The organism is Streptomyces sp. NPDC048352 (genome assembly GCF_040651895.1).
Taxonomy (GTDB): domain Bacteria; phylum Actinomycetota; class Actinomycetes; order Streptomycetales; family Streptomycetaceae; genus Streptomyces.
The window spans coordinates 1-21,455 of record NZ_JBEZKZ010000088.1; the positions used below are offsets into that span (position 1 = coordinate 1).

19 protein-coding genes are annotated in these 21,455 nt (G+C 75.3%); 5 read left to right on the forward strand and 14 right to left on the reverse strand.

Going from position 1 to position 21,455, the window contains the following annotated elements; translation table 11 throughout:
- Nucleotides 1–6: 6 nt before the first annotated feature.
- Entirely contained in the window at nucleotides 7–1,809 is a 1,803-nt protein-coding gene (locus AB0D45_RS30255; RefSeq protein ID WP_362464963.1) for a serine hydrolase, read from the forward strand.
- A gap of 108 nt (nucleotides 1,810–1,917) precedes the next feature.
- On the opposite strand, the gene AB0D45_RS30260 is transcribed toward AB0D45_RS30255, so the two are convergent.
- Both AB0D45_RS30260 and AB0D45_RS30265 read right to left on the reverse strand, forming a co-directional pair.
- Nucleotides 1,918–2,316, reverse strand: a complete 399-nt coding sequence (locus tag AB0D45_RS30260; RefSeq protein ID WP_362464911.1) for a VOC family protein — start codon at nucleotides 2,314–2,316, stop codon at nucleotides 1,918–1,920.
- Between the two features lie 102 nt (nucleotides 2,317–2,418).
- Nucleotides 2,419–3,030 (reverse strand): TetR family transcriptional regulator, encoded by a 612-nt coding sequence (locus AB0D45_RS30265; protein ID WP_362464914.1) that lies wholly within the window; start codon nucleotides 3,028–3,030, stop codon nucleotides 2,419–2,421.
- Between the two features lie 79 nt (nucleotides 3,031–3,109).
- Between AB0D45_RS30265 and AB0D45_RS30270 the strand changes: the two genes are divergently transcribed.
- On the forward strand, nucleotides 3,110–4,276 hold the full coding sequence (locus AB0D45_RS30270) for an FAD-dependent monooxygenase (RefSeq protein WP_362464916.1): 1,167 nt from the start codon (nucleotides 3,110–3,112) through the stop codon (nucleotides 4,274–4,276).
- 9 nt (nucleotides 4,277–4,285) lie between these two features.
- On the opposite strand, the gene AB0D45_RS30275 is transcribed toward AB0D45_RS30270, so the two are convergent.
- The 8 genes from AB0D45_RS30275 to AB0D45_RS30310 form a co-directional block, all read right to left on the reverse strand.
- The gene (locus tag AB0D45_RS30275) at nucleotides 4,286–5,872 is read right to left on the reverse strand and encodes an NAD(P)/FAD-dependent oxidoreductase (RefSeq protein WP_362464919.1); all 1,587 of its coding nucleotides are present in this window, start codon (nucleotides 5,870–5,872) and stop codon (nucleotides 4,286–4,288) included.
- Nucleotides 5,869–7,935, reverse strand: a complete 2,067-nt coding sequence (locus AB0D45_RS30280) for a tetratricopeptide repeat protein (protein ID WP_362464922.1) — start codon at nucleotides 7,933–7,935, stop codon at nucleotides 5,869–5,871. Before AB0D45_RS30280 ends, AB0D45_RS30275 begins: the two co-directional genes overlap by 4 nt.
- Nucleotides 7,917–8,849, reverse strand: coding sequence for an oxygenase MpaB family protein (locus tag AB0D45_RS30285; protein ID WP_362464925.1), 933 nt, complete (start codon nucleotides 8,847–8,849; stop codon nucleotides 7,917–7,919). The genes AB0D45_RS30280 and AB0D45_RS30285 overlap by 19 nt, the downstream gene beginning before the upstream one ends.
- A 212-nt stretch (nucleotides 8,850–9,061) precedes the next feature.
- Nucleotides 9,062–9,757: a DUF1326 domain-containing protein gene (locus AB0D45_RS30290; protein WP_362464928.1), complete on the reverse strand. Its 696-nt coding sequence runs from the start codon at nucleotides 9,755–9,757 to the stop codon at nucleotides 9,062–9,064.
- Nucleotides 9,758–9,897: 140 nt separating this feature from the next.
- Nucleotides 9,898–10,716, reverse strand: coding sequence for a DUF2182 domain-containing protein (locus AB0D45_RS30295; protein WP_362464931.1), 819 nt, complete (start codon nucleotides 10,714–10,716; stop codon nucleotides 9,898–9,900).
- 82 nt (nucleotides 10,717–10,798) lie between these two features.
- A complete protein-coding gene (locus tag AB0D45_RS30300; RefSeq protein ID WP_361606559.1) occupies nucleotides 10,799–11,989 on the reverse strand; it encodes an acyl-CoA dehydrogenase family protein in 1,191 nt (396 codons plus the stop codon).
- Between the two features lie 238 nt (nucleotides 11,990–12,227).
- The gene (locus AB0D45_RS30305; RefSeq protein ID WP_362464934.1) at nucleotides 12,228–13,082 is read right to left on the reverse strand and encodes a class II fructose-bisphosphate aldolase; all 855 of its coding nucleotides are present in this window, start codon (nucleotides 13,080–13,082) and stop codon (nucleotides 12,228–12,230) included.
- Nucleotides 13,079–13,981: a sugar isomerase gene (locus tag AB0D45_RS30310; protein ID WP_362464937.1), complete on the reverse strand. Its 903-nt coding sequence runs from the start codon at nucleotides 13,979–13,981 to the stop codon at nucleotides 13,079–13,081. The genes AB0D45_RS30305 and AB0D45_RS30310 overlap by 4 nt, the downstream gene beginning before the upstream one ends.
- Nucleotides 13,982–14,170: 189 nt before the next feature.
- Between AB0D45_RS30310 and AB0D45_RS30315 the strand changes: the two genes are divergently transcribed.
- On the forward strand, nucleotides 14,171–14,959 hold the full coding sequence (locus tag AB0D45_RS30315) for a DeoR/GlpR family DNA-binding transcription regulator (RefSeq protein ID WP_362464940.1): 789 nt from the start codon (nucleotides 14,171–14,173) through the stop codon (nucleotides 14,957–14,959).
- Between the two features lie 163 nt (nucleotides 14,960–15,122).
- Complete coding sequence (locus AB0D45_RS30320; RefSeq protein ID WP_362464943.1) at nucleotides 15,123–16,175, forward strand: LAETG motif-containing sortase-dependent surface protein; 1,053 nt, start codon at nucleotides 15,123–15,125, stop codon at nucleotides 16,173–16,175.
- Between the two features lie 28 nt (nucleotides 16,176–16,203).
- On the opposite strand, the gene AB0D45_RS30325 is transcribed toward AB0D45_RS30320, so the two are convergent.
- The 3 genes from AB0D45_RS30325 to tdh form a co-directional block, all read right to left on the reverse strand.
- Nucleotides 16,204–17,118 carry a LysR substrate-binding domain-containing protein gene (locus tag AB0D45_RS30325; protein ID WP_362464946.1) on the reverse strand — a complete coding sequence of 305 codons (915 nt, stop codon included), beginning with the start codon at nucleotides 17,116–17,118 and terminating at the stop codon, nucleotides 16,204–16,206.
- Between the two features lie 12 nt (nucleotides 17,119–17,130).
- The gene (locus AB0D45_RS30330) at nucleotides 17,131–18,339 is read right to left on the reverse strand and encodes a glycine C-acetyltransferase (RefSeq protein WP_362464949.1); all 1,209 of its coding nucleotides are present in this window, start codon (nucleotides 18,337–18,339) and stop codon (nucleotides 17,131–17,133) included.
- Nucleotides 18,340–18,522: 183 nt separating this feature from the next.
- Nucleotides 18,523–19,551, reverse strand: a complete 1,029-nt coding sequence (gene tdh / locus AB0D45_RS30335; protein WP_361606538.1) for an L-threonine 3-dehydrogenase — start codon at nucleotides 19,549–19,551, stop codon at nucleotides 18,523–18,525.
- Between the two features lie 228 nt (nucleotides 19,552–19,779).
- Between tdh and AB0D45_RS30340 the strand changes: the two genes are divergently transcribed.
- Complete coding sequence (locus AB0D45_RS30340; protein WP_362464952.1) at nucleotides 19,780–20,691, forward strand: alpha/beta hydrolase fold domain-containing protein; 912 nt, start codon at nucleotides 19,780–19,782, stop codon at nucleotides 20,689–20,691.
- An 11-nt stretch (nucleotides 20,692–20,702) separates the two neighbouring features.
- On the opposite strand, the gene AB0D45_RS30345 is transcribed toward AB0D45_RS30340, so the two are convergent.
- A complete protein-coding gene (locus AB0D45_RS30345) occupies nucleotides 20,703–21,419 on the reverse strand; it encodes a class I SAM-dependent methyltransferase (RefSeq protein ID WP_361606532.1) in 717 nt (238 codons plus the stop codon).
- Nucleotides 21,420–21,455 lie beyond the last annotated feature (36 nt).

Here is a 21,455-nt window from a genome sequence, read left to right on the forward strand (position 1 = left end):
GGGCCGGTGGCCGGACGCCGCGGGGGGCCGGGGGCGGGGGGTGGGGTTGGGCGGCGGCGGCTCGGGGCGCGGCTGCTGGCGCTGGGCGGGGTGCTCCTGCTGCACGCGGCGCTGCCGGGGTCGCCGGCCGGGGCGGCCGAGCGGCGCGCCCTCCAGGGCCTGCGGCTGCGGTACGGATCGGCGCGGCAGGCCGGGCTGCTGGAACGGCACCTGGAGGGTGTCGCGGAGGAGGCCCGGCGCTTCCTCGGCCCCTCCCCCGAGCACCCTTACTACGCGGGGGCCGTGGTGCTCGCGGGCCGTGGCCGCACCGTCGCCCTGCACCGGGCGATGGGGAACGCCGTCCGGTACGCGGACTACGACGGCCGCACCGGCCGGCCGGCCGAGTTCCCGGCGGCCGAGCGGATCGCGATGACCGAGGACACCGTCTTCGACCTGGCCTCGCTGAGCAAGCTCTTCACCTCCATCCTGGCCGTGCAGCAGATGGAGCGGGGCCGGCTGGAGCTGGAGGCCCCGGTGGACCGGTACCTGCCGGAGTTCACCGGGGGCGGCAAGGAGGCGATCACGGTCCGTCAGCTGCTCACGCACACCTCGGGACTGCGCTCGTGGGCGCCCTTCTACCAGGAGTCGACCCGGGAGGGGCAGCTGAGGCTGCTGTGGTCGGTGCGGCCCCAGGAGACGCCGGGGACGGTGTACCGCTACTCCGACCTGAACCTCGTCGCGCTCCAGCTGCTCCTCGAACGGATCACCGGCCGCACTTTGGATGCCCTGCTCCACGACGAGATCACCGCTCCACTCGGGATGCACCGCACGCGGTTCAACCCACCGCTCTCCTGGCGCCGGGTCACCGCCGCCACCGAGGTACAGCGCCCGCCCTGGTCGGGCCTGGACCGGGGCCTGGTGTGGGGCACGGTCCACGACGAGAACGCGTACGCCCTCGGCGGAGTCGCGGGCCACGCGGGAGTCTTCGGCACCGCCTGGGACCTCGCCGTCCTCTCCCGCGCCCTGCTCGACGGCGGGGTCTACGCGGGCAAGCGGATCCTGCGCCCCGCCTCCGTCGAACTGCTCTTCACCGACTACAACACCGCCTTCCCCGGCGACGACCACGGCCTCGGCTTCGAGCTCTACCAGCACTGGTACATGGGCGCCCTGGCCACCCCGCACTCCGCCGGGCACACCGGGTTCACCGGTACCTCGCTGGTGCTGGACCCCTCCACCGACTCCTTCCTGATCCTGCTCGGCAACTCCGTCCACCCCGTGCGGACCTGGCGGGCCGGCAGCGCGCCCCGGGTAGCGACGGGCAACCGCTTCGCCCGTGCGGTGCCCGTCCGTACGAGGCACGGCGGCCCGGCCTGGTTCTCCGGCATGGAGACCGGTGGCTCCGGCACCCTCACGCTGCCCCCGCTGACCCCCGCGACGGCGCAGGCCCGCCTGCGCTGCGCGGTGTGGTGGGACACGGTGCCGGGCGCCGGGGCCTTCCACCTGGAGGCCTCCGCCGACGGCGCGGCCTGGGAGCCGGTCCCGTTCAGCACGGTACGCACCACCGGCGGCGCCCCCGAGCCGTGGCCGGCGGGCTCGGCCGGCGGCTGGTCGGGTCGCATCTGGCACCGCCTCGAAGCGCCGCTTCCCGCCTGGGCGGGCCGCGAGGTCCGGCTCCGCTTCCGGCACGCGTCGACGGGCCGCTACGTGGGGCGCGGGGTGTACGTGGACGTCCTGCGGGTCGCCGAGCCGGCCCGCCTCCTCTTCTCCGAGGACCGCCCGGCGGACGCAGCCCGCATCGAAGCGGCGGGCTGGACCCGCTCGGCGGACTGACGGGGCGGCGGCGGGACGCCCCTCCGCCGCCTCACCCCTCTTCCCCGGCCCCGTACAAGAGGGCCGACCGCTCGGCGTCGACGGTCCGTCCGGGCGCCGCGCGAAGGGTCACCGGCAGCCGGCCGGCCCCTCTTCACGGATCAGGCAGAACGGGTGCCCCGCCGGGTCGGCGTAGACGCGCCAGCCCCGGGCGTCGGGGGTGGCGTCGAGGAGAGTGGCGCCGAGGGCGAGCACCTGCTCCTGGGCGCGGTCGAGGTCGGCGACGGCGAAGTCCAGGTGTGCCTGCTGGGGCCGGGCGGGGTCCGGCCACTGCGGCGGCTGGTGGTCGATGACCTGCTGGAACGCCAGGACGGCCCCGGACGGGGTGTGGAGCGTGGCCCAGTGCTCGTCCAGGGACCAGCGCCGGTCGGGCCGGTTGACCTCGCCGCCGAGCAACTCCCCGTAGAACGCGGCGAGCTTGAGCGGTTCGGGACAGTCCAGCACCACGCACTGCAGTTCAGCGATCATGCGGCCGATTCTAGAGCGCGGCGTACCGGCCGCGGCAGGGCCCGCAGCCCCGCAGGCCCCGCGGTCGCCGGCTTCGGGCCCCTCACGCGTTCCGACGCCCCCTCAGGAAGGCCCCGCTTCCGGGGCGTCCAGTACCGCGTCGAGCATCCGGCGGACGGTGGAGGCCAGTTCGGCCGGGTCCGGGGCCGGCCTGGCCCGTGCGAGGGCGCCCGCGAGGCGGTCGTACAGGAGGCCGTCGGTCCAGGCGGCCAGCAGTTCGGCGGACGCGTGCGGGTCCCCCGCGCCGAGCGCCGCGAGGACGGCGGCCGCGCGGGCCCGTACGGCCAGGCCCGCCTCCCGCAGCTCCGGCTCCAGTTCCGGGTTCCTCGCCGCCTCCAGGCTCAGTTCGAAGCGCGCCAGCTGGCGCTCCCGGTCCACCGTCAGCCACCGGTGCAGCAGGTCCCCGAAGAGCCGTGCCGCGGCGTCCCGGTCGGCCGGCGCCTGCGCCGGGGCATCGGTGAGGGACGCCTCGGCGAGCCGCCGGTAGCAGGCGCCGATCAGGGCGGCCCTGGTGCGGAAGTAGTACGAGGTGCTGCCCGCCGGGAGGCCGGCGGCACCGTCGACGGCCCGGTGCGTCAGGCTCCGCAGGCCTCCGGCGGCGACGAGGGCGATGGCCGTGTCCGCGATGAGCGTCCGGCGGTCGGCGGCGGGTGACGGGGAACCGGGGGTGGACATGCCCGCACTCTACAGCTGTAGAGTGCGGAGCATCCAGACTCTACAGCCGTAGAGGATCCTCGAACCTCAGGAGCCACCCATGGCCGGACCACAGCGCCACGCCGTCATCGCGGGTGCGGGGATCGGCGGCCTCACCGCCGCCCTGGCCCTTCACCGCCAGGGGTGGCGGGTCACCGTCTGCGAGCGGGCGGCCGGTCCGGCCGCCGTCGGCGCCGGAATCGTCCTCGCCCCCAACGCCCTGCGCGCCTACGACGTCATCGGCTTCGACGCCACCCGCGCGGCGGGCCGCGCCGTACCGGCCTCGATGGGCCTGCGCCGCCCAGGGGGCGCCCGCCTCGCCCGCGCCGACACCGCCGCGCTGGCCGCCCGCTACGGCCGGCCCCCGCTCGCCGTCCACCGGTCGGACCTCACCGCCGCGCTGGCGGCGGCGCTGCCCGGGGACGCCCTGGTGTACGGGGCCGCCGTCGGCGCCGTCGACGAGGCCGCCGGCCGCGCGGTGGTCCGTACCGCCGCCGGTGACCTGACCGCGGACGCCGTGATCGCCGCGGACGGCATCCACAGTCCGCTGCGCCGCCTCCGGTTCCCGGCGCATCCCGGCCTGCACTACAGCGGCGAGACCGCCTGGCGGACCGTGCTGCCGTCCGGACCGGCGACCGAAGCCGCCGAGACCTGGGGCCGGGGCGAGCGCTTCGGGACGGTCCCGCTCGCCGACGGGCGGGTCTACCTGTACGCCACCGCCGTCGTCCCCGAGGGGTACCGGCCCGCGGACGTCCGCACGGAACTGCTGCGCCGCTACGGCACGTGGCACGACCCGATCCCCGCCCTGCTGGACGGGATCGACCCCCGGACGGTGCTCCAGCACGACCTGTACGACCTGGCCGCGCCGCTGCCCCGGCTGCACGACGGCCGCACCGCGTGGATCGGCGACGCCGCGCACGCCATGACGCCCAACCTCGGCCAGGGCGGCTGCCAGGCCGTCGAGGACGCCGTCGTCCTGGCCCACCTGCTCGCCGGCCCGGACGTACCGGCCGCCCTCGCCGCCTACACCCGGGCCAGGCTCGCGCGCACCGACGCCATCCGCCTCCGGGCCCGCCGCATGGGACGGGTGGCCGCCCTCACCCACCCGCTGGCCGTCGCCGCCCGGGACCTCGCCGTGCGGGTCACCCCGGCGAGCCTGTCGCGGCGCGCCCTGGACGACCTGTTCGACGGTTTCGCCCTCGCGGGCGCGCGGCCGGGGAACGCGTAGGGCGGCGGCTCAGCGGCCGAGTACCGCCATCGCCGCGTTGTGGCCCGGGATGCCGCTGACCCCGCCGCCGCGGACCGCCCCCGCACCGCACAGCAGGACGTTGCGGTGGGCGGTCTCCACCCCCCAGCGGCCCGCCTCCCGGTCCCCGTACGGCCAGGACAGGTCCCGGTGGAAGATGTGCCCGCCGGGCAGGCGCAGTTCGCGCTCGAGGTCCTGCGGGGTCTTCGCCTCGATGCACGGGCGCCCGTCGCCGTCGAAGGCCAGGCAGTCGGTGAGCGGCTCGGCCAGGTGGGCGTCCAGCTGGGCCAGCGTCGCGGTCAGCAGCACCTCCCGGGCCTGCCGGTTGTCCTTCTCGAAGAGCCGGGCCGGGGTGTGCAGCCCGAAGAGGGTCAGCGTCTGGTAGCCCCGCGCCGCGAGGTCGGGTCCCAGGATCGAGGGGTCGGCCAGCGAGTGGCAGTAGATCTCCGAGGGCGGTACGGACGGCAGTTCCCCGCCGGCCGCCTCGGCGTGGGCGCGCCGCAGCTGCTCGTAGCCCTCGGCGATGTGGAAGGTGCCGCCGAAGGCCTCGCGGGGGTCGACGGAGGTGTCCCGCAGCCGGGGCAGCCGGCTCAGCAGCATGTTGACCTTCAGCTGGGCGCCCTCGGGCGCGGGGGATCCCGCGCCGGGGTCCTCGCCGAGGAGTTCGGCCAGGGCCCGGGGAGAGGCGTTGACCAGGACGGTGCGCCCGACGACGCTGCCCTCCCCCGCCGCCGTGCGGAAGGCGACCTCGGCCGGGCCGGTGCCGTCCGTGTGGATGCGCAGCGCCTCGTGGCCGGTGGCGATCTCCGCGCCGCCCGCCCGGGCGGCCTCGGCCAGGGCGTCGGTGAGGGCGCCCATGCCGCCGACGGGCACGTCCCAGTCGCCGGTGCCTCCGCCGATGACGTGGTAGAGGAAGCAGCGGTTCTGTACCAGCGAGGGGTCGTCGGCGTCGGCGAAGGTGCCGATCAGGGCGTCGGTGAGGACGACGCCGCGGACCAGGTCGTCGGCGAAGCGCTCCTCCACCGCCCGGCCCAGCGGTTCCTCGAACAGCATCCGCCAGGCCGCCTCGTCGTCGATCCGGGCCCGCAGCTCGGCGCGGGTGGGCAGCGGTTCGGTGAGGGTGGGGAAGACCTTCCGGGCGAGCCGGCCGGTCGTCTCGTAGAAGGCCCGCCAGGCCTCGTACTCCCGGTCGGAGCCGGTGAGCCCGGCGAAGGACTCGCGGGTGCGGGCGTCGCCGCCGCCGACGAGGAGCCCGCCGGGGCGGCCGCCCCGCTCGTACGGGGTGTACGAGGAGACCGTGCGCCGGCGGACCCGGAAGCGCAGGCCCAGGTCACGGACGATCTTCTCGGGGAGCAGGGAGACGAGGTAGGAGTACCGCGAGAGGCGGGCGTCGACCCCGGTGAAGGGGCGGGTGGAGACGGCGGCCCCGCCGGTGCGCCCGAGCCGTTCGAGGACCAGCACCGAGCGGCCGGCGCGGGCCAGGTAGGCGGCGGCGACGAGGCCGTTGTGGCCGCCTCCCACGATCACCGCGTCGTACACGTCCTGTGCGAAACCCCGGGAGCCTGAGTTGGCGGTCATGGCTCTTGGTAGCACACCTGGCCGAGCCGCTCCAGGCAGTGCGCTTCGTCGGCGTGGGCGAGGACGGTGTCGGGGTGTTCGTCGCCGAGGGAGCGTTCGCGGATGCCGGACAGGTCCCGGTAGATCGGCAGCGCCTCGTCCCAGCGGCCGAGCCGGCCCAGTGCGACGGCGAGTTCCCGGCGGCTGACCAGGGTGTCCGGGTGTTCCGCGCCGAGCGCCAGGGCGCGGGCGGCGGCCACCTCGCCGGCCTCCGCGGCCGCCTCCTCCCAGCGGTCCAGGCGGCCCAGGTTGACCCCGAGGACGTGCCGGGCGCGCAGGGTCTCCGGGTCGGTCGCACCGTAAGCCCGGGTGCGGTCGCGGACCAGGGCCCGGAACAGGTCGAGGGCCTCGGCGGGGCGCCCGGCGCGGCCGAGGGCGATGCCGGTCTCGTAGCGGGCGGCGAGGGCGTCGGGGTGGTCCCGGCCGAGTACGCGTTCGCGTACGGCGGCGACCTGGCGGAAGCCGGCCAGCGCTTCCCGCCAGCGGCCGAGCCGGCCGAGCGCGTACGCGGCCTCGTAGCGGGTCTGCAGGGTGTCGGGGTGCTCGGCTCCGAGCACGGCGGCGCGGTCGGCCGCCACCTCGGCGGCGGCGGCGTGGGCCTCGGCGTGCCGGCCGAGGGCGCTCAGGGCGCAGGCCAGGTTGTGGCGGCAGCGCAGGGTGTCGGGGTGGCGCGGTCCCATGGTGCGCAGGCGGGCGGCGAGCACCGCCCGGTACCTCTCGTACGCCTCTCCGTGGCGGCCGAGCCGCCCCAGTTCGTACGCCTCCTCCTGGCGGGCGGCGAGGGTCTCGGCGTGGTCGGGGCCGAGCACCCGGGCCCGCCCCTGGGCCACGGCCGCGTACACGGCCAGGGCCTCCTCGGGGCGGCCGGCGCGGCTGAGGGCGAACGCGCGGGTGTGCCCGGCGGCGAGCGCGCCGGGCGCCCCTTCGGCGGGGGTGCGCGGCGCCAGCCCGTACGCGGCGGTGAGCCGGGGGTCCTCCGCCGGGGCGGGGCGGGTGATGCGGTGCTCGCCGGAGCCGGCGGCGGGGCGCGCCGCCGTCCAGGAGCCGGTGAGCACGGCCCACTCGCCGCTCGCGGGGCGCGCGTCCACGCCGGCCTTGCGCCCGGCCGTCATGCCCTCGGCCCACGCGGGCAGCGGGGGGTGCGCGGCGGGCCGCCCGCCGGGGCCGAAGCGGGCCTCGACCAGGCGCCGGTGCAGGTGGCGGGCGTCGCCGGGCCGGTCCTCGGGGCGCTTGGCCAGCAGGTCCAGCACGAGCTGTTCGAAGGAGGCGGGCAGCTCGGGGCGGTGCTCGCGCAGCGGCACGGGCGCGGTGTCGCGGTGGCCGACCAGCACGGACCAGGAGTCGCCGAGGTCGAAGGGCGGGGCTCCGGTGGCGATTTCGTAGAGGACGCAGCCGAGGGAGTAGAGGTCGCTGCGGTGGTCGACCTCACCGCCCGCGATCTGTTCGGGCGACATGTAGTGCGGGGTGCCCATGGCCATGCCGCCGCCGGTCAGCTTGGCGGTGAAGCCGATGTCGTGGGCCAGGCGGGCGATGCCGAAGTCGCAGATCTTCACCGTGCCGTCGGTGAGCCGCATGATGTTGGCGGGCTTGAGGTCGCGGTGGACCACGCCCTGGTCGTGGGTGTAGCCGAGGGCGGCGGCCATCTGCTCGGCGATGTCGAGGACCACGTCGACGGGGAGCGGGCGCGCCTCGTTCTCCTCCATGAGCTGGCTGAGGTTGCGGCCCTCGAGGAGTTCCATGACCAGGTAGAGGGGGCCGCCGGAGGCGCTGTCGTCGCCGAAGTCGTGCACGACGGTGACGCCCCGGTGCTGGAGCGAGGCGGCGACGCGGGCCTCGCGGCGGAAGCGCTCGCGCAGGACCTGGGTGAAGTGGGCGTCCTGTTCGGGGCCGAGCGGCTTGAGGCACTTGACCGCGACCTGCCGGCCCAGCGACTCGTCGCGGGCGCGCCACACCTCGCCCATGCCGCCGCGCCCGATCAGATCGAGTGACCGGTACCGGCCCTGGATCAGTCTGGACTCCGCCATGTCTTGAAGCCGCCCCCGTCGTCGTGCCGCGCCCTCCCCGGCCGGTCCAGTATGGCCGCTGATTTTCGCAGTGTGTACGCGGAAGGGCGGCTGCCGGGGCCCAGTCGGCGCATCGCTCTCAAGATGTGACCTGGAGGCAGCTGCCAACGGAGACCTGCGGGAATGCTGCGCAGCAGGCGGCCCGTGAGGCGCAGGCGGCGGGTGACCGCGCGCGGGGCTGGTGCGGGGCGGCCGTACAGCTGGTGCGCCCAGCCGGGGAGGGATCCGTAGGCGAGCCCGATGAGCGGTCCGAACAGCAGGTTTCGGCCAGGCACGAGCAGTGCGGGGACGGGCGGGGCGCGCAGGAAGTCGTCCACGGCGCGGGCGTCGGCCCCGGCGGCGAGACGGGGGCGGACCTGGTCGAAGTAGGCGGCGAGCGCGGCGGTTCCGGCGGGGACGGCGGCCGGGTCGAGTCCGACGAGGCGGGCGTTGACGCGGTTCTCGTCCACGTAGCGGTCGGCCTGGGCGGCGGTGAGGGGGACGCCCGACCGGCGCAGGACGTGCAGGAAGCTGTCGATCTGGGCGCAGTGCACCCACAGCAGGAGGTCGGGGTCGTCCACGGGGAAGCGCTCCCCGGTGTCCGGGTCGGTCGCGGACAGTCTCCGGTGGATCGCGCGGACCCGTGCACCGGCCTGCTCGGCGGCGTCGGTGGTGCCGTAGGTGAGGGTGCCGACGAAGTCCGCGGTGCGCAGCAGCCGGCCCCAGGTGTCGACGCGGAAGTCGGAGTTCTCCATCACCCCGCGGACGGCGCGCGGGTGCAGGGCCTGGAGGTAGAGCGCGCGGATCCCGGCGATCCACATGACCGGATCGCCGTGGCACTGCCAGGTGACGGACCCGGGGCCGTAGAGCCCCGGGTCGGCGTCCTCGAAGCTCATCGGTGCCTCCCGGGTGCTGCCTACCCCGGCGGGCCCCGGCTCAGCCGCCGCGGCGCGTGTCAGTGCACTGCGCGAGGGCCCTACGGGGGCGGGCGGCTGGGGGAAACACCCCGCGCGCCTCCGTGCGGCCGGTTCCGCCCGGCGGCGTCAGGGCAGGGTCCGGGCGTCGCGAGGGCAAGGGTCCGGCAGCGTCAGGGCAGGCTCCGGCGGCGTCAGGCCAGGGTCCCGGACGGCTGCCCCGGCCGCTCGGCGTCTCCGTCCGGGCCGGTCCAGTCGAAGGTGATGTGCTTGCTGGACTGGCCCTGCCTGCTCCAGTGGAAGCCGAAGGCGTCGGCGCGGTCCGTGGTCGAGCGGCCCCAGGTGGCGACCTGTCCCGGCCCCGTCTCGGAGCCCGGCAGGTTGGTCGACTGGACGCGTGCGCCCTCCGGGGTCGTGGGGCCGGTGAGGGCCGCCGCGGCGGACTCGACGCGGCCGGGCACGGTGGCCCGCCAGCCGCCGAGGTCGTCGTCCACCTCGATGCGGACGGAGGTGAAGTCCATACCCCGCATCTCGGCGCCCATCATGGCCACCATCTCGGCGGGCCAGCTGCCGGCCTGGCCACCGAAGATCATCTGTAGTGCCTCGCGCTGCGCGGCGTCGGCGCGCTCGTCCAGGAAGACCGCCGCGTACGTGTCGCTGTGCTCCGCCCACACGTTGCCGACGAAGGAACCGAGCATCAGGACGTTCAGGCCGTCCAGCGGTACCTCCCCGTAACGGCCCTCGCGGATGTGCCAGGCGAGGACTCCCTCGCACTCACCGTTGGTGGGCCGCTGGGCGAAGGAGCAGGGGCACGGCACGTCGCAGCTGCACGTGTCGAACCAGTCGCCGGCCGCGTGCCACCTCGGTACGGTCGCTGTCGTTCCGGGCATCTCATCGCCTCCACGCGACCCGGCGCCGGAGGGGGGGACGCACGGGCGCAGGCGCTCGGCGGGACGGGTCGTCGTCTCCATTTTCCTCCCTGCGCCGCACCGGCGGAAGCGGGCGAACATCGGGCCCGCCCCCCGTCGGCTCACCCCATCGGCTCCTCCATCGGGGGCGCGCCGCCCAGGCCCGGCAGCAGCCAGTCCTGGAAGAGGGTGAGGACCGCCAGGACGAGGAAGGCGGCACCGACGGCCCAGGCCAGCCGGGGGCCGTGCCGCCAGAGCTTCTCCAGGAAGATCACCACGGCGACGGCCGCCATCGCCGCCACGTTCATCACCCCGAGCGGCACCAGGGCGAGCATCAGCCCCCAGCAGCAGCCGACGCAGTACAGCCCGTGGTGCGCGCCGACCCGCAGGTCCTTCGCCCACCGCCGGAAGCGCGAGTAGCGCGCCAGCTGGAACATCGGGTTGCGGCAGTGAAGCAGGCAGACCCGCTTCAGGGGCCCGAACTGCTGCACCCCCGCGAGGAGGAACGCCGCCGCCCCCAGCCGGCGCCCCGCCGCGGGGCTCTCCTCGACCAGCTCCCCGGCCACCGTCAGGATCCCGTACACGAGCAGCCCGAAGCCGGCCCAGGCCAGCAGGTAGCCGGCGACGAACTCGGCGATGCGCAGGGCCCGGGCCGGCCCCGCCGCGCGGCGGCCGATCCCGCGGACCCAGGTGATGGCCACGGGCGCCACCGAGGGCAGCATCATCGCCGCCATCATGACCACCCACAGCAGCAGGAAGGGCGCCGGGGCCAGGCCCATGGTCCCGGGCCCCGTCGCCATCTGCCGGGACCGGCCGACGGTGATCGCCCACGCGAGTACGGCGACCAGCGCCATCAGCGCCCAGGCGACCGCCAGCTCGCGCCGGGGCAGCAGGACCCCCGGCCGGGACGGCGCCGGAGCACCGGGACGGAGGTGCGGCATGGTGTGCCTCCCAGGGGCGCGGTTGCCCGAGGACACCTCCAGCTCAGCACGGTTCCGGCGGATCGGCGACGCCGGCCGGCGCTCAGCGGCGGACCCGGGGCATGCCCAGGCCGATCCAGGAGATGATCTCGCGCTGGATCTCGTTGTTGCCGCCCCCGAAGGTGAAGATCACGGCGCTGCGGTAGCCGCGTTCCAGTTCGCCGTGCAGCACCGCGCCCGCGGAGCCGTCCTTCAGGGAGCCGGCCGCCGCCACCACCTCCATGAGCCAGGCGTACGCGTCCCTGCGCGCCTCCGAGCCGTACACCTTGACGGCGGAGGCGTCCTGCGGGGTGAGGGTGCGCGACTGGACGGCGTTCACCATCTGCCAGTTGAGCAGCTTCATGGCGTCGAGGCGGGCGTGGGTGCGGGCGAGGCGGCCGCGGACCCAGGACAGGTCGATGACGCGGCGCCCGTCGGCGAGCTTCGTCGCGGCGGCCCAGCGCTGGACGTCGTGGAGGGCGCGGATGGCCATGGTGCCGTGCGCGGCGAGGGTGACGCGTTCGTGGTTGAGCTGGTTGGTGATCAGGCGCCAGCCCTTGTTCTCCTGCCCGACGCGGCGGCTCGCCGGGACGCGGACGTCCTCGTAGTAGCTCGCGGTCGTGTCGTGCGAGGCGAGGGTGTTGATGAGGGTGTAGGAGTAGCCGGGGTCGGAGGTCGGCACGAGCAGCATGGTGATGCCCTTGTGCGCGGGGGCGTCCGGATCGGTGCGGACGGCGAGCCAGACCCAGTCGGCGGTGTCGCCGTTGGTGGTCCAGATCTTCTGGCCGTTGACCACGTAGGTGCCGCTGTCCTCGTCACCCTCGCGGACGGCCTTGCACCTGAGGGCGGCGAGGTCGGTGCCGGCGTCGGGCTCGCTGTAGCCGATGGCGAAGTCGATCTCCCCGGAGAGGATCCTGGGGAGGAAGTGGGCCTTCTGCTCGTCGGTGCCGAACTGCATGAGGGTCGGGCCGACGGTGTTCAGCGCCATCAGCGGCAGCGGGACGACGGCCTGCGCGGCCTCGTCGAAGAAGATGAACTGGTCCATGGCGGACATGCCGCGGCCGCCGTACTCCTTCGGCCAGCCGACGCCGAGCCAGCCGTCGGCGCCGAGGCGGCGGATGGTCTCCCGGTAGAAGCGCTTCTGCGCGGCGGGGTCCTCGTAGCGGGCGTAGACGTCCTGCGGCACGAGCTCGGCGAAGTAGGCGCGCAGCTCGGTGCGCAACTGCTGCTGCTCGGGCGTGTATTCGAGGTGCACGGCCCCTCCGGAGGTCTCACGGTCCAGCCGGCGCTGGGATGGCGGCGGTCAGAGTAGAACCCGTTACAGGAATTGGGAAGGGCGGGGGCGGGAAGGGCCGGGAGTCGGGTGCGGGACTCCCGGCCCTCGGGGGTGGGGTCGAGTTGGCGCTCCGGAGGGGTTCGCGGGTGGGGCTGCGGCCGGGTTCAGGGCGTGACCGGGCCGCGCGCTCGTCCTCCCGCGCGGCGGGAATGGCGTGTCAGGCCTTCTGTCCGGCCCTGTCGATGACGCCGATCACGGCCTCGGCCGTCTCCGCCATCGCGGCGCGGGCGGCGGTGAGGTAGGGGCGGGGGTCGGCCGGGGTGAGGTGGGTGCGGATGGCCTCGGTCATCGCCAGGTTGAGGGCGGTGCCGATGTTGACCTTGCGGATGCCGCCGGCCACCGCGGCGGCGAGTTCCCCGTCGGGCAGGCCGGAGGAGCCGTGCAGGACCAGCGGCACGTCCAGGGTCTTGGCGAGGCGGGCCAGCAGGGCGTGGTCGAGGGAGGCGGTCCGGCGGGTCATGGCGTGGCTGCTGCCGACGGCCACGGCCAGGGCGTCCACCCCGGAGTCGGCGACGAACCGCCGCGCCTCGTCCGGGTCGGTACGGGCGCCCGGCGCGTGCGGGTCGAGCGGCGCGGCCCCGTTCTTGCCGCCGACCTCGCCCAGCTCGGCTTCGATCCACAGCCCGTTGGCGTGGGCCCAGTCGGCGGCGGACCGGGTGGACTCCAGGTTCTCGGCGTAGGGCAGGTGCGCGGCGTCGTACATCACGGAGCCGAAGCCGGCGTCGGCGGCCCTGCGCAGCAGGTCGGGGCTCTTGACGTGGTCGAGGTGGAGGCCGACGGGCACCCGGGCGGCCTCGGCGCAGGCGCCGGCGGCCCGGGCGATGGGCAGCAGGGCTCCGCCGCGGAACTTCACCGCGTTCTCGCTGAGCTGGAGGATGACGGGCAGGCCCGCCCGTTCGGCGCCCTCGACCACGGCTTCGGCGTGTTCCAGGGTGATGATGTTGAAGGCGGCGACGGCGCCGCCGGCGGCTGCCGCCCCGGCGACGAGGGTCCCGGCGGGGGCGAGGCTCATCGGACCGCCTCCTCGCCGGTGGTCAGGATCACCGAGCGGGTGAGGTTGCGGGGCGCGTCCGGGTCCAGCTGCCGGTGCGCGGCGACGGCCACGGCCAGCCGCTGCACCCGGACCAGCTCGGCCAGCGGGTCGAGTGCGCCGTCCACCCACTGCGCGCCGGTCCCGCGGACCTGCTCGGCGATCCCGTCGGGCGTGCCGCCCAGCGACCAGGTCACGGAGCCGGGGCCGGTGACACTGACGGGGCCGTGCCGGTACTCCATCGCGGGGTAGGCCTCGGCCCACGACAGCGAGGCCTCGCGCATCTTGAGGGCCGCCTCGTGGGCCAGGCCGACGCTCCAGCCCCGGCCGAGGAAGGTGAACTGCCGGCGCGTCTCCAGCCCGCCCGGCAGCGGCATGTCGAGGGCGGTGCGCGCGTCGGCGACCGCGTCGGGGGTGTGGGCGCCGACGTGGGCCCGGAGCAGGGTGAGGGCTGTGGTGGCGAAGCGGGTCTGGACGACGGACCGCTCGTCGGCGAAGTCCAGGACGACGAGGTCGCCGGCGAGGGTCATCACCGGGGTGTCGGGGTCGCCGACGACGGCGGTGGTCGGGATCCCGGCCTCCCGCAGCCCCACGAGGAGGTCGAGCACCTCGGTGGTGGTCCCGGACCGGGTCAGGGCGATCACCCGGTCGTAGCGGCGGTGGCGGGGGAACTCCGAGGCGGGGAAGGCGTCGGTCTCCCCCAGCCCGGCTTCCTCGCGCAGCGCCGCGGCAGACTGGGCCATGTAGAAGGAGGTCCCGCACCCGGTGATCGCGGTACGCTCCCCGGGCCCCGGCAGCACCGCCCGGTGGGCCGGGGCCAGTTCGGCGGCCCGTTCCCAGCAGTCGGGCTGGGTGGCCAACTCGTACGCGACGTGACTCATGCGGGCTCCTTGCGCGTGGGAATGCGTACTCGGATGCGTACCGACCGGACGTGCCTGCGTGCTTCTGCGTGTTCCTGCAAGGTAGCGGCCGGTTTCGCGCAACTTCAAGCATCGACGGGCCGATCCGCTGGGTTAATCTGCACGGCGGGGCCGGGCAGCAGCGCCGGGGACGACACGGGAGGGGCCGCCATGACCCGCAAGGAACGCTGGCAGAGACTGCTGGATCTGCTGGTGGAGCGGGGCGGGCTGGAGGTGGAGCCGGCCGCGGAGGCGCTCGGGGTGTCGGCGGCGACCATCCGCCGCGACCTCGACCAGCTCGCCGAGCAGCAGCTGCTGGTCCGCACGCGCGGCGGGGCGGTCCCGCACGGGGTCTCGTACGAACTCCCCCTGCGCTACCGGACCTCCCGGCGGGCCGCCGAGAAGCGGCGGATCAGCGAGGCGGTCGCGGCCCTGATCGCGCCGGGCGAGGTGATCGGGCTGACGGGCGGCACCACGACGACGGAGGTCGCCCGGGCCCTCGCGGCCCGCGCCGACCTCGCCGCGCCCGCCGGCGGCTCCCCCGCGCTGACCGTGGTCACCAACGCCCTCAACATCGCCGGCGAGTTGGTGATCCGGCCCCAGTTCAAGATCGTCCTGACGGGCGGGGTCGCCCGGCCCCAGTCGTACGAACTGACCGGCCCGCTGGCGCAGCAGACGCTCGCTCAGCTCACCGTCGACACCGCGGTGGTCGGTGTCGACGCCTTCGACGCGGCCGACGGCGCGGCCACCCGCCACGAGGACGAGGCCGCCGTCAACGCCCTGCTGTGCGCACGGGCCCGCCGCCTGGTCGTCGCGGCCGACTCCACGAAGCTTGGCGTCCGCGCCTTCGCCCGGATCTGCGCCACCTCCGCCGTGGACGTCCTGGTGACGGACACCGCCCTGACGGAAGCCGCCGCCCGGCCCTTCCGCGCGGCGGGCGTGGAGGTCGTACGGGTCTGACGGCCCGGGGGTCCGCTCCGGCCGACGCCTGTGACCATGATCACGAACTCCGTGTGCCGTGCAACCTTCTGACGGGGGGACAGGTCAGCTGGACGACCACGGGCGGCCGCGCCGGGGGGTGAACCGTCGCGCCGGCCGTCCGAGCCACGACCAGAAGGACACCATGAAGCTGCACCGTCTCCTGGCCACGACCGCCGTCATGGCCGCCGTCGGGCCCGTGGCCCTGCTCGCGGCGCCGGCCGCCCACGCGGAGGACGTCCTCCCGGAGCCACGCCCCTCGGTGGCGCCCTCCGTCCCGCCGGGCGCTCACGTCTCGCCGACGCCGGCGCCCGGCCTGCCGAGCGGGGGCACGGCCGGCGGCGTGGGCGGCTCCGCCAAGCCCGTCCCCTCGACGAAGCCCGACCCCTCCGCCAAGCCGGGCGCCTCCGCCCAGCCCGGCACGTCCCCGTCGGGCACCCCGGCGGCCACGCCGTCGCCGTCGTACTCCCGCCCCGCCTTCTGCTCCGGGATCACCGAGGAGGAGCGCGGCAAGACCTCGCTGCGCGGTCTGCCCGGCAAGATCGTGGCCGGTTCGGGCTGGCACGAGTTCACGTACCGCGTGTCCAACGTGTCGAAGACCACGGTGATGGAGACGGACGTCTCCCTCTGGCTCGGCACCGCCGACCCGAAGCTGCACGACGTCGCCCAACTGGCCGTCTCCGTCGAATGGTTCAACCCGGCCGTCGGCCAGTGGAAGCCGATCGAGGGCGAGGGCGCGGGCGTCTTCGACAACGACGGGTTCGCCACGGCCCGGAAGCTGAAGCCCGGCGAGTACGCCGACGCGCGCATGCGCATCAGGATCGGCGACAAGGCCGCGCCCGGCACCGGCTACTTCTTCACCCTCGGCCACTCCTACGGTGAGGACGGCCAGTGCGGATTCGACGGCATCAGCCAGTTCGACTTCACCGTCCTCGGCCCGGGCACCAAGCCCGGCAGCGTCGAGGACGCGAAGGGCAGGCCCGCCAAGCCCGGCACTCCGGGCCTGCCGGACACCTTCGGTGACGCCGGGCACAAGCCGGCGCCGCAGGGCGGCCGCGCCGAACTGCCGGTGACCGGACGCCTGGCCCAGACCGGCTCCTCCTCCGCGCTCCCGACCGTCGCCGCCCTCGGTGGCGCGGCCGTGGCCGCCGGCGCCGGGGCCGTCTTCCTGGCGCGCCGCCGCAAGGCCTCGGCCTAGCCGAGGTCCACGCGGGGCGGGCGGGGGCTCAGTGGGCCGGGACCCGTTCCGCCTCGCGGGTCAGGGCCGCCAGGACGGGGGCGATCAGCGGGTGCGCCTCGGCGCCGCGGCGGGTGGCGGCGAAGACCCGGCGGGTGGCGGCCGGGCCGGCAACCGGGCACACCCGGAGCTCCTTGAGGTCCATGCCGCGCAGCGCCGAACGCGGCACCAGCGCCACCCCCGCGCCCGCGCCGACCAGCGCGGTCACCGCCCGGAAGTCGTCGGAGGAGTGCACGAAGCGGGGCTGGAAGCCCGCCCGTTCGCACGCCGACAGGGTCACGTCGTAGCAGGGGTTGCCCGGGTACTGGCCGACCCAGTCCGCGTCCGAGAGGTCCGCCAGCGCCACGGCGGGCAGCCCGGCCAGCGGGTGCCCGGAGGGCAGGACCGCGTCGAAGGGCTCCGCGTACAGCGGGAGCACCGACAGGCGGCCGTCGTCGGCGCCCGGCGCGCCCCGGTACTCCACCGCCAGGGCCAGGTCCGCCTCCCCGTCGAGCAGCAGCGGCAGGCTCTGGTCGCCCTCCGCGTCCCGGACCCGGAGCCTGATGCCCGGCTGTTCCAGGGCGAGGCGGGCGATGGCGGGCGCCAGCACCTCGGCGATGCCGGTCGCGAAGGCGGCCACCGTGACTTCGCCGGCGGAGCCGCCCGCGTAGGCCGCCAGCTCCGCCTCGGCGCGCTCCAGCTGGGCCAGCACCTCGTGGGCGTGACCGAGCAGGATCTCCCCGGCCGCCGTGAGCCGTACGCCCCGGCCGCTGCGGGTCAGCAGCGTGTGGCCGGTCTCCTGCTCCAGCGCGGCGAGCTGCTGGGAGACGGCGGAGGGGGTGAGGTACAGGGCTGCGGCCGCGGCGGTCACCGTACGGTGGTCCGCCACGGCCCGCAGGATGCGCAGCCGGCGGGGGTCGATCACACCCCCATGATGTCAGCCCTGAGCAGCGGAAAGCGCCGCCCGGGCGTCGACGAAGGCGGCCACCGCGCGCTCCACGTCGGCCGTCGAATGCGCCGCCGAGAGCTGCACGCGGATACGGGCCGCGCCCATCGGCACGACCGGGTACGAGAAGCCGATCACGTACACGCCGCGCTCCAGCAGCAGCTCCGCCATCCGGCCCGCCTCGGCGGCGTCGCCGATCATGACGGGGGCGATGGCGTGGTCGCCGGGCAGGATCTCGAAGCCGGCCTCGGTCATCTTCGTGCGGAACAGCTTGGTGTTGTCCGCGAGCCGCTCGCGCAGGTCGCCGGCGGACTCCAGCAGGTCGAGGACCTTCAGGGAGGCGGCGGCGATCACGGGGGCGAGGGAGTTGGAGAAGAGGTACGGGCGCGAGCGCTGGCGCAGCAGCTCGACGATCTCGGCGCGGGCCGCGACGTAGCCGCCGGAGGCGCCGCCGAGGGCCTTGCCAAGGGTGCCGGTGATGATGTCGACCCGGTCCATGACCCCGTGCAGTTCGGGGGTGCCGCGGCCGCCGGGGCCGGTGAAGCCGACGGCGTGCGAGTCGTCGACCATGACCATGGCGTCGTAGCGGTCGGCGAGGTCGCAGATCTCGTCGAGCGGGGCGACGTAGCCGTCCATGGAGAAGACGCCGTCGGTGACGATGAGCTTGCGGCGGGCGCCGCCCTCGGCGGCCTCCTTCAGGCGGGCCTCCAGCTCGGCCATGTCGCGGTTGGCGTAGCGGAAGCGGCGGGCCTTGGACAGGCGGATGCCGTCGATGATCGAGGCGTGGTTGAGGGCGTCGGAGATCACCGCGTCCTCGGCGCCGAGCAGGGTCTCGAAGACGCCGCCGTTGGCGTCGAAGCAGGAGGAGTAGAGGATCGTGTCCTCCTGGCCGAGGAAGGCCGACAGCCGGGCCTCCAGCTCCTTGTGCACCTCCTGGGTGCCGCAGATGAAGCGGACCGACGCCATGCCGTAGCCCCAGCGGTCCAGCGCGTCCTTCGCGGCGGCGACCACCTCGGGGTGGTCGGCCAGCCCGAGGTAGTTGTTGGCGCAGAAGTTCAGCACCTCGCCGGGGGCGCCGCCCGCGGTGACGGCGACGGCGGCGCTCTGCGGGGTGCCGATGACGCGCTCGGGCTTGTGCAGGCCCGCCGCGCGGATCTCGTCGAGGGTGGTGCGGAGGTCTTCGCGTACGGACTCGAACATGGGCTTCGGTTTCTCCTTGTGCGGGTTGCCGTCCGGGGGACGGGGAGGAGGGGCCGGGTGCCGGCCGGCGTGAGGGTGGGGCCGGGCCCCGCGGAGGGGGGTCGGCGGGGCCCGGCCCGGGGGGAGGTGGTCCGGTCGGCGCGGCGGCCCGGGCCGGGGGCCCGGGCCGTCACCGGCGGGGGCTCAGGCCGTCCAGTCCAGGATGATCTTGCCGCTGCGGGCGGTGGAGGCCTCGTCGAAGGCGGCCTGGAAGTCGCGGTGCGAGTAGCGGTTGGTGATGACCGGGGACAGGTCGAGGCCGCCCTCCAGCAGCACGGTCATCGCGTACCAGGTCTCGAACATCTCGCGGCCGTAGATCCCCTTGATGGTGATCATCGAGGTGACGACCTTCGCCCAGTCCACGGGGAACTCCTGGGCCGGCAGGCCGAGCATGGCGATCTTGCCGCCGTGCGTCATGTTGTCGATCATGTCGCGCATCGCCTCGGGGCGGCCGGACATCTCCAGGCCGACGTCGAAGCCCTCGCGCAGCCCCAGCCGCGTCTGCGCGTCGGCGACGGAGGATTCGGCGACGTTCACCGCGAGCGTGGCGCCGGCCTTGCGGGCGATCTCCAGCCGCTCGGGGCTGACGTCGGTGATGACGACGTTACGCGCACCGGCGTGCTTGGCGACGGCGGCCGCCATGATGCCGATCGGGCCGGCGCCGGTGATCAGCACGTCCTCGCCGACCAGCGGGAAGGACAGCGCCGTGTGCACGGCGTTGCCGAAGGGGTCGAAGATCGCCGCGACGTCCAGGTCCACGGCGGTGCGGTGCACCCACACGTTCTGCGCGGGCAGCACCACGTACTCGGCGAACGCCCCGTCGCGTCCGACGCCGAGCCCGACCGTGGAGCGGCACAGGTGGCGGCGGCCGGCCAGGCAGTTGCGGCACTTGCCGCACACCAGGTGTCCCTCGCCGCTGACCAGGGCGCCGGTCTCGATGTCGCGGACGTCCGCACCGACCGCGGCGACCTCGCCGACGAACTCGTGGCCCAGCACGAGCGGGGTCCTGACCGCGCCCTGCGCCCAGCCGTCCCAGGCCCGGATGTGCAGGTCGGTGCCGCAGATGCCGGTGCGCAGCACCTTGATCAGCACGTCGCCGGGACCGTACTCGGGCTCGGGGACGTCCATGAGCCACAGCCCGGGCTCGGCCTTGTGCTTGACGAGTGCCTTCATGGCGGTGGCTCCAGGCATGCGGAAGGGGGCGCCGCGCCCGCTGGGACGCGGGGGGCGTGGGTGACGGGGACCAATCTGCCGATCGGCGCGGTGATCAGTCCATCGAGACTTTCTTAAGCGGGTCGACAGCGCAGCTTCACGCCTATGCTCCTCCCTTGACGGGGAAGGGGCTCGGGGGCGGAAGCCGCGGCAGCGGTCCCCCACCGGGGAAAAGGGGAGGTGAGGGGCGTGCCGAGTCTGCGCAGCAGGGCGCTTTCGGCCGCACTGGTCGCGACGGGGCGGCGAAGACGGTTCGCGACCGCCGAGGCGGTCCGGGCGCGGGTGGCCGCGGCGGCCCGCCGGCCCGCGTCGCACCTGCCGCCGCGCTCGCTGGGGCGCGTAGCGGAACTCTCGCGGACCTTCGTCGGGGCCTGGCCGGTGTACGACGCCTCGCCGCGCGGGCAGGAGCCCGTCGCGCGGGTGCTGTACGTCCACGGCGGCGCGTACATCAACGAGCTGGTCCGCCCGCACTGGTCGCTGATCCGCACCCTGGTCACGCGGGCGGGCGCCCGGGTCGTCGTGCCGGCGTACGTGCTCGCCCCCCGCGGCACCGCCGACCGGACCGTCCCCGCGGCCGCCGACCTGCTGAGCGGTCTGATCGAGAGCGGCGGCGCGGGCGGGACGGTGCTGATCGGGGACTCCGCGGGGGCCGGGCTGGCGCTGGCCGCCGCGCAGCGGCTGCGGGAGCGCACCGGCGCGCAGCCGTCGCGGATCGTGCTGATCTCCCCCTGGCTGGACCTGAGCATGAGCCACCCGGGGCAGGCGGCGCTGGAGGCGGCCGACCCGGTGCTGGCGCGGGCGGGGCTGGCCGAGGCGGGGCGGCTGTACGCGGGGACGCTCGCCGCGGACGACCCGCGGGTGAGCCCGCTGCACGGGTCCTTCGAGGGCCTGGCGCCGCTGACGGTGTTCACCGGGACCCGGGACGTGCTGGTCACCGACAGCCGGGAGCTGCTGCGGCGGGCCGGGGCGGCCGGGGCGCAGGTGGAGTGGCACGAGGAGCAGGGCCTGCCGCACGCGTACCCGCTGCTGCCGGTCCCGGAGGGGCGGGCCGCCCGGGACCGGATCGTCGAGCTGGTCCGGGAGACCGCCGATCACGGTTAGGGAGCCGATGCTCAGGCGGTGCACGTCATCAGCGAGCTGACCGGCCAGGCCCGGTACGCGGTCCAGTACGCCTCGTCGCGCGCCGCGTCGGCGGGCGGGGTGCGGGACGGCTGCCAGCCGACGGTGCTGAAGCCGGCGTCGACGGCGGCTTCGGCGAAGTCCGCGTGCGCCCATTCCCGGTACTCGAAGTGCAGCGGGGGTTCGGTCAGGAACTGGGCCTTCAGCAGCGGCGCGTCGCCGTCCGGCACCCGGTCGAGGATGCGCATCCCGTACGGCGACCAGTCCACCCGTGGGTACGCGCCGGGGTTGCGGACGAGCGACAGCAGCCGCCCGCCGGGGCGCAGGTTGGCGCGGATGCCGCGGAACATGGCGTGCAGGGCCGCGCGGTCGGGGGCGTGGCTGAACAGGTAGACGGCGGTGGCCAGGTCGAAGGGGCCGAGCTGCGGCATGTCGGCCGCGTCGGCGACGACGTACTCGACGGGTGCGGAGGCCGGCGCGGACTCCCGTGCCCTGCGGACCCGGTCCGGGCAGCTGTCGACGCCGACGGCCCGCCGGGCGCCGCCGCTCGCCAGCATGACGGCGGTGCCGCCGTGTCCGCAGCCCACGTCGAGGGCGTCCAGGTCGCGGACCCCGCCGAGGGCGTCGAGGGCGGTGCGGAGGGTGAAGGCGTCGGCCGCCGTGAAGGCCGCGCGGGGGGCCGGGTGCGTGTCGTCGTACGGGGGTTGCATGCCGGATGCCTGCCCGGCGCGGGCGCGCCCGACGGC